Raw genomic sequence first — 6,559 nt, forward strand, 5'->3', positions numbered from 1 at the left:
TGCCTGGAAGGCTTCCTCTGCTTCGTTCGAGGGGATGCCACCAATGGTGCCGTGCAGGCGCGTGCTGTCATACCTGTCGACCCATATCAGCGTTTCAGCCCCATGACCGCGCGATACAGGCCTGCTCCGGGCGTTTGTCCTGAAGCCGCTACGCCGAACCCACCACGCCGGCGTCCTGCAACTGCTCTTGGTCCGGCAGATCCTGGAGGCTTTCCAGGCCGAATGCGACGAGGAAGGCGTCCGTCGTCACGAAGGTGTAGGGCGCCCCGCGGCGGGGCGATCTTGGCCCGGTTGCGATCAGGTCACGCGCATGCAGCCGCCCGATCAGATCCCGGCTGATCTCCTTGCCGAAGATGTCCTTCAACCCGTCGCGGGTGATCGGCTGGTGCCAGGCAATGGCGGCCAGCACGGCGATGTCGAACTCGCCGAGATCCAGCAGTTGATCCTCGACATGTGCCGCCGCCCGGATCGCCGGCGCATAGGCGGGGCGGGTGCGCAACATCCAGCCGCCCGCCACGGGGGCAAGCTCGAACGCCCGGCCTTCCAGGTCGGCGGCAAGATCTCCAAGCAGCAGATCGACCGGGGCGCCCTGCCCCACCACGCGCGCCAGGTCTTCGCGTGACACCGGCGCGGCCGAGGCAAAGAGCACCGCCTCGATCCGCCGCATCCATTCCCGCCAGCGCAACGCGGGCTGAAGGTCGGCCAGTTCGCGATCCAACGCCGGGACAGAACGATCCGCCATCCCTAGAGCCCGTAGAGCCGGAAACTGTCGCGTCCGGTCAGTTCGCGCAGCGCGCCCAGTTCGACAAGACGGTCGCAGAGACGGCGGGCGGCCCGGTCCGGCAGGGGCAGGGCCGAAGGCGCTATGGCATCGCGGGTCAGGAAGATCGCGACCGCCGCGCCCGCGCCCCTGGCGCGCAGCTTCGGCGCCACGGCGTTCAGATGAGCCGCCCGCCGGGCAAGATCGCCGGCCAGCCCCAGGGCATGGGCCGCCGAGGCGGCAACGGCGCGATGCAAGGCCAGGCGCAGGCCCGCGCCCCGCTTGCGCAGGTCGGCGCGTTTCATGCCGGCGGCGAGCAACGGCACGACGTGGCGCCAGCCAAGCGCCCGGGCCAGCGCGGCATCCGCCAGGGCAAGCGCCGCCACCTCCGCACGCGGGGCCTCTGTCAGCACCCTCTCCAGCACCATTGCCGCGCGGTGGATCGGCGCCCCTGTCCCCGCATCCAGCCAGGTGGCGATCTGCTCCGGCGCGTGGGCCGGCAAGGCGCGGCAAAGGGCCCTGATCGACACCGGGTGTTCCACAGCGCGCCGCCAGGCAAGGTAGGTTTCACCGGCGGGGCCGGGCAGATCGCCGGGGCGCAGCAGGTGCAGCGCGTCGCGCAGCGCGCCTGTCCGCTCGGGGCGCCCCGAGAAGGCCACGCAGGCCTCGGCGGCGCGCAGGGCCAACCGCGCGCGCAACAATGAATGGGGCAGGCTGTCCTGCGCCAGGGCAAGATGCAGCTGCGCCAGCGCGGCGCCGGAAAAAAACGCCGCATCCTCAAGGCCTTCCGCCCGCGCCGGGGTGACCCACAAGGGTTTCCGACGCAGCGCGCCAAGGGTGTCGGTGGGATCGTGGCGGGCAGGTTCCATACCCGAAGCCTAGCCCGGCCCGGCGCTTTACGCCAGAGAATTGCAGGCAAACCGCCCCACCTTGCCGCGACAGAATATGTCCAATAAGTTTGCATTATCGGACCTTGGCAGGGTAGCCTGAAATCAATGAAGAAATCCCCTGAAAATACGCCGCCGGCGCGCCCTGCAACCGGGGGGGAGGCGGGCCAGGCGCGGCTGGGTGACGGCGCCTTCCTTGAGGGTGCGGCGATCGCCCTGCCCTCCCATGTCGCAGGGTCCGGCACGCTTGATCGGCTAATCGACACGGCGCGCGCCTATGCCAGGGCCTCGACGGCGCAGAACACCAACAGGGCCTATGGCGCGGACTGGGCCCATTTCGCCCGCTGGTGCCGGCTGAAGGGCATCGATCCGCTGCCCCCCTCGCCCGAGATGATCGGCCTCTATCTCACCGATCTGGCGGCACCGTCGGGCGCCGCCCCTGCCCTCTGCGTTGCCACCATCGACCGCCGCCTTTCGGGCCTGGCCTGGAACTACGCACAGAGCGGCTTTTCTCTCGACCGCAGGAACCGCCATATCGCGACGGTGCTGGCGGGGATCAAGCGCAGGCATGCGCGCCCGCCGGTCCAGAAGGAAGCGATCCTACCCGAGGACATCCTGGCCATGGTGGCCAGCCTGCCCTTCGATCTGCGCGGCCTGCGGGATCGCGCGATCCTGCTGCTGGGATACGCCGGCGGATTGCGCCGCTCGGAGATTGTCGGCCTCGATGTTCACAAGGACGACACCCCGGAGTCCGGCGGCTGGATCGAGATCTTCGACCAGGGCGCCCTTCTTACCCTCAACGCCAAGACCGGCTGGCGCGAGGTCGAGATCGGCCGGGGGTCGAAGGCGCAGACCTGCCCCGTTCACGCCGTCGCGCAGTGGATGCACTTCGCGAAGATCGATTTCGGCCCGGTCTTTGTCGCCACTTCGCGCGATGGCGAACGCGCATCGCAAACGCGCCTGAACGACAGGCATGTGGCGCGGCTTGTCAAGAAGACGGTGCTGAAGGCGGGTATTCGCGCAGAGCTGCCCGAGAAGGAGCGCCTTGCCCTGTTCTCGGGCCACTCCCTGCGCGCGGGCCTCGCCAGTTCCGCGGAAATCGACGAGGGCCACATCCAGAAACACCTCGGCCACGCCTCGGCCGAGATGACCCGCCGCTACCAGCGCCGCCGCGACCGGTTCCGCGTCAACCTGACAAAAGCCGCGGGGCTGTGAGAGGGCCTGGCCCAACCCGGAACCCAGGGTCCGAAAGCCCCCCGGTTCATTCCGGGCCCGTCACCCAGTCTTCGCGCTGATGCCGGACCCGGACAACCAGGATGCCGTCACCGGGGCGCAGGATATACAGGATCAGGTGCGCGCCGACGGGATGCACGCGGATCGGCGGGGTCAGTTCCCGCCGTTCCCGCGCCATTTCGGGAAACATCGCCAGAAGGTCGAAGGCCGCCGAAAGCCCGTCCTGATAGCGATCGGCCTGTGGGATACCGAAGCGGCCGGCCCCCTCCAGCCAGATGTCGATCAGGTCTTCCTCGGCCTTGCGGGAAAGCTGCCAGGCGCTCACCCCGTCATGCCGGGCCGGCGCGGCGCCGCGCCTCGGCCCGGATCTCTGCCATCGACCGCTTTCCGGTTCCGCTGGCCAGCCCCTCGTCCACCAATGACTGCATCCGGGCGATGGCCTCGGCGCGGACCTGGTCACGGCGGATGAGATCGCGCACATAGTCGCTGCTGTTGGCATAGCGCCCTTCAAGGCTCTGCCGTTCGACCCAGGATTTCATCGGATCGGGTAGGGAAACGTTCATCGTGGCCATGGGGCATCCTTGCCTGGAGCGTTGCGCACATGGCAAAGCTTGCCATCATCGCCGCCGGATTGCAACATCCGCCCGACTCCGACGGGGCGGCGGGGTTGCTTCACCGGTCCTGCGCCCCGCCGTCACGGGCGGTCTGCTGCTGTTCCTCGATGGTCGTGCGCTTGATGCTTGCGATGTGAACCGCCTGGGCGCGGGCCGCGCGATCCGGGTCGCGGTCGGCCAGGGCCTCGGCCATGGCGACATGTTCCTGCACCGACCGTTCGACGTTCCGGGGCTTCTGGGTCGCCCTGCGCCGCCAGTGCATCCCCAGTTCATAGAGGGCCTGCGACATCCGCTGCAGAAGAACGTTGCCCGCGGCGGCGTTCAGCGCGTCGTGAAACTGGAAATCCAGCAGGCGGAAGGCGATCGGGTCGTGGATCGTCTCGTATCCCTTGTGGGCAAGATCGCGGATATGGGCGATTGCCGCGTCGTCGGCCACGTCGCAGGCGATCCTGATAAGCTGTTCGTCAAGCACCGCCCGCGCCTGGAAATGGACCTGGGGGTCGAAATCGGCGGTCGCCGCAAGGAAATGCAGCGGCCGGATCAGCCGCGCGGGATCGAGATCGGAAACGACATGGGCCCCGCCGCGCCGCGAGGTCGTCAGCCCCATCACCGAAAGCATCTTGAGCGCCTCGCGCAGCACCGGCCGGCTGACCCCCAGGGCATCGGCCATCTTCGTCTCGACCGGCAGCCTGTCGCCCGGGCGCAGGTTTCCGACCTCGATCAGGTGGGTGATGCGCTCGACGATCTCTTCGGACAGCGACGGACGATGAAGCCCGAGCCGCGGATCGCGCTGCACGCTGCGCGCCTCCTGTTGCGACATGATCCCGAGAAGATCTTCCGCGCTGATCCGGTTCATGACTGGGCTTTCCTGTTGCTGCCGGCGTCAAGCTGGGTTTCGGCCCGCGCCCGGTCCCTGCGGTTTGCCACGGCCTGCACCAGCTTGGGAATGGCCAGGGATGCGATTAGAAGGCCCCCCACCACCGAAAGCTGGATCTCGGCGCCGATGTTCTCGAGTACCATCGCCGTCTGGATCAGCACAAGCAGCCAGAAGGCCGCGAAGGCGCCGAGGATCGAGCCGGTGCCACCGGTGATCGCGGCCCCCCCCAGCACGGCGATGACGACGACCTGCAATTCGCCCCCCGTGGCCAGATCATAGCGCACCGCCCCAAGGCGCGAAGAGGTCATCAGGCCCGCGATCGCGCAGACCAGCCCTGTCGCCACGTAAAGACCGCCCCGGACCCGCGCGGCCGGCACGCCGACCTTCGAGGCCGCCGAGCGGTTGACGCCGATCTGGTAGATGCGGCGCCCCGTCCGGCTGAAATGCAGCACCGCCGCGGCCAGGGCCAGGCCGGCGAAATAGACCCAGAGCGAGACCGGAAGACCAAGGACCGTCGCATAATCGATGCCGTACCACCACTCGGGAAACTGCGTGACCGAGCGATCGCCCAGAAGCACCTGCGCCAGGCCCCGGTAGAGCGTGAGCGTGCCGATGGTGACGATCAGCGCCGGCAGGCCGAGGCGGACGATGACCAGCGCGTTGAAGGCCCCCATCGCCGCCCCCGCCAAAAGCGTCAGCGGGATTGCCACGGCGACGGGCACCCCGCCCTCGATGCAGATTCCGAAGGTGCAGGCGCTCAGCGCCATCTGCGAGGCCACCGACAGGTCGATCTCGCCGCTGATGATGAGCATGGTCATCACCAGCGCCACCAGCCCGTATTCGGCAAAGAAGGTCGCCGAGAACAGCAGGAACTGCGGATCGGCGAAACCGGGCGACAGGACCGAGGCAACCACCGCCACGATCACCGCAAGCAGGATCGTCAGGGTCTCGTTGCGCAGCATCAGCCGCGTGAAGATGCCGTCCGAAGCGTTCATGCCGCGTCTCCCTGCTGCGTCTTGCGCCCGCCGCGCGTCTGGATCGCCCGGTCGATGCCCAAGGCCGCCAGGACGATCAGGCCAAAGACCACGTCCTGCCAGACCCGCGAGATGCCGATCTTCGGCATGATGACCTCGATCGCGGCGATCAGCATCACGCCAAGCGCACAGCCGATCACGCTGCCCCGCCCGCCCGCGATCGACACACCCCCCACCACCGCGGCAGAGATCACCTGCAGTTCGAACCCCGACCCGGTGGCGGCCGGGTTCACATAGCCGAAGCGGGACGCGAAAAGCACGCCCGTCAGCCCCACCAGCGCCCCCGACAGCACGAAGGCCAGAAGCACCATCCGGTCGGTCGCGATGCCGCGCATGCGGGCCGCGAATTCATTCGCCCCGACCGCGTAGAACAGCCCGCCGATCCCGCTGCGGTGGATCAGGACGAACATGGCGGCGACGATGACCGCCACCACGATCATGATCGGCGGCACCCCCAGCCCGCCGACCTGGCTGAGCGCGATCAGTTCGCCGGGCAGGTCGTTGGGGTCGATCTGGCGGCTGTCCGAAACGATGAAGGTAAGCCCCCGGAAAAGGCTGAGCGTGCCCAGCGTCACGATGATCGAATGGATCCGCAGCCGCGTCACCAGAAAGCCGTTGATCACCCCCAGAAGCGCGCCGATGCAGGTGCCCGCCAGGAACCCCAGGACCAGGGGCATCTCGGGCCAGGCGCGAAACAGCATCCCCACCAGGATCGCCGAAAGCGCCAGCAGCGAGCCGATGGAAATATCCACATGGCCGCACAGAAGCACCGGGATCTGCCCCATCGCCGCGACCATCACCAGCGGCATGGCAAAGCCCCAGATGATGAAGGTATCCAGGGTGGCCGCCCGCGCATCCACCAGCGCGGCAAGGCCGAAGATCAGCACGATGCTCAGCATGAGGCCGATTTCCTGCTTGCGGGTATCGCTCATGCGGCTGTTCCCCTGCCCAGATGTTCCTGCGCGCCCGCCACGGCGGCCCGCATCACGTTGTCCTCGGTCATTTCGTCTCCGGTCAGTTCCGCGGTGATCCGCCCCTCGCAGAACACGAGGATGCGGTCGCTCAGGGCCAGCAGTTCGGACATGTCCGACGAGATCAGCATCACCGCCCGGCCATCGTCGGCCAGGGCGGTGATCTTCTGGAAGATCTCCTCC

8 protein-coding genes and 1 pseudogene are annotated in these 6,559 nt (G+C 68.1%); 1 reads left to right on the plus strand and 8 read right to left on the minus strand.

All coding sequences use genetic code 11. The features are described 5' to 3' along the window. Positions 1 to 148: 148 nt before the first annotated feature. Positions 149 to 742 (minus strand): SMC-Scp complex subunit ScpB, encoded by a 594-nt coding sequence (gene scpB / locus H7828_RS21450; RefSeq protein WP_226783118.1) that lies wholly within the window; start codon positions 740 to 742, stop codon positions 149 to 151. Positions 743 to 744: 2 nt separating this feature from the next. Continuing rightward, positions 745 to 1,629 carry a DUF1403 family protein gene (locus H7828_RS21455; RefSeq protein ID WP_226783119.1) on the minus strand — a complete coding sequence of 295 codons (885 nt, stop codon included), beginning with the start codon at positions 1,627 to 1,629 and terminating at the stop codon, positions 745 to 747. A 126-nt stretch (positions 1,630 to 1,755) separates the two neighbouring features. Between H7828_RS21455 and H7828_RS21460 the strand changes: the two genes are divergently transcribed. Beyond that, positions 1,756 to 2,862, plus strand: coding sequence for a tyrosine-type recombinase/integrase (locus tag H7828_RS21460; RefSeq protein WP_226783120.1), 1,107 nt, complete (start codon positions 1,756 to 1,758; stop codon positions 2,860 to 2,862). 46 nt (positions 2,863 to 2,908) lie between these two features. Here the strand turns inward: H7828_RS21460 and H7828_RS21465 are convergent, their stop codons facing one another. The 6 genes and pseudogenes from H7828_RS21465 to H7828_RS21490 all read right to left on the minus strand — a co-directional run. Beyond that, complete coding sequence (locus H7828_RS21465; protein ID WP_226783121.1) at positions 2,909 to 3,205, minus strand: type II toxin-antitoxin system RelE/ParE family toxin; 297 nt, start codon at positions 3,203 to 3,205, stop codon at positions 2,909 to 2,911. Between the two features lie 4 nt (positions 3,206 to 3,209). Next, complete coding sequence (locus tag H7828_RS21470; protein ID WP_226783122.1) at positions 3,210 to 3,452, minus strand: type II toxin-antitoxin system ParD family antitoxin; 243 nt, start codon at positions 3,450 to 3,452, stop codon at positions 3,210 to 3,212. A 100-nt stretch (positions 3,453 to 3,552) separates the two neighbouring features. Continuing rightward, a complete protein-coding gene (locus tag H7828_RS21475; RefSeq protein ID WP_226783123.1) occupies positions 3,553 to 4,350 on the minus strand; it encodes a FadR/GntR family transcriptional regulator in 798 nt (265 codons plus the stop codon). Next, entirely contained in the window at positions 4,347 to 5,366 is a 1,020-nt protein-coding gene (locus H7828_RS21480; RefSeq protein WP_226783124.1) for an ABC transporter permease, read from the minus strand. Before H7828_RS21480 ends, H7828_RS21475 begins: the two co-directional genes overlap by 4 nt. Then, complete coding sequence (locus tag H7828_RS21485) at positions 5,363 to 6,337, minus strand: ABC transporter permease (protein WP_226783125.1); 975 nt, start codon at positions 6,335 to 6,337, stop codon at positions 5,363 to 5,365. The genes H7828_RS21480 and H7828_RS21485 overlap by 4 nt, the downstream gene beginning before the upstream one ends. After that, positions 6,334 to 6,559: pseudogene (locus H7828_RS21490) on the minus strand (sugar ABC transporter ATP-binding protein); the annotation flags it as partial. The pseudogene H7828_RS21490 and the gene H7828_RS21485, both read right to left, overlap by 4 nt.

It is taken from the genome of Oceaniglobus trochenteri, assembly GCF_020529025.1.
GTDB lineage: Bacteria > Pseudomonadota > Alphaproteobacteria > Rhodobacterales > Rhodobacteraceae > Oceaniglobus > Oceaniglobus trochenteri.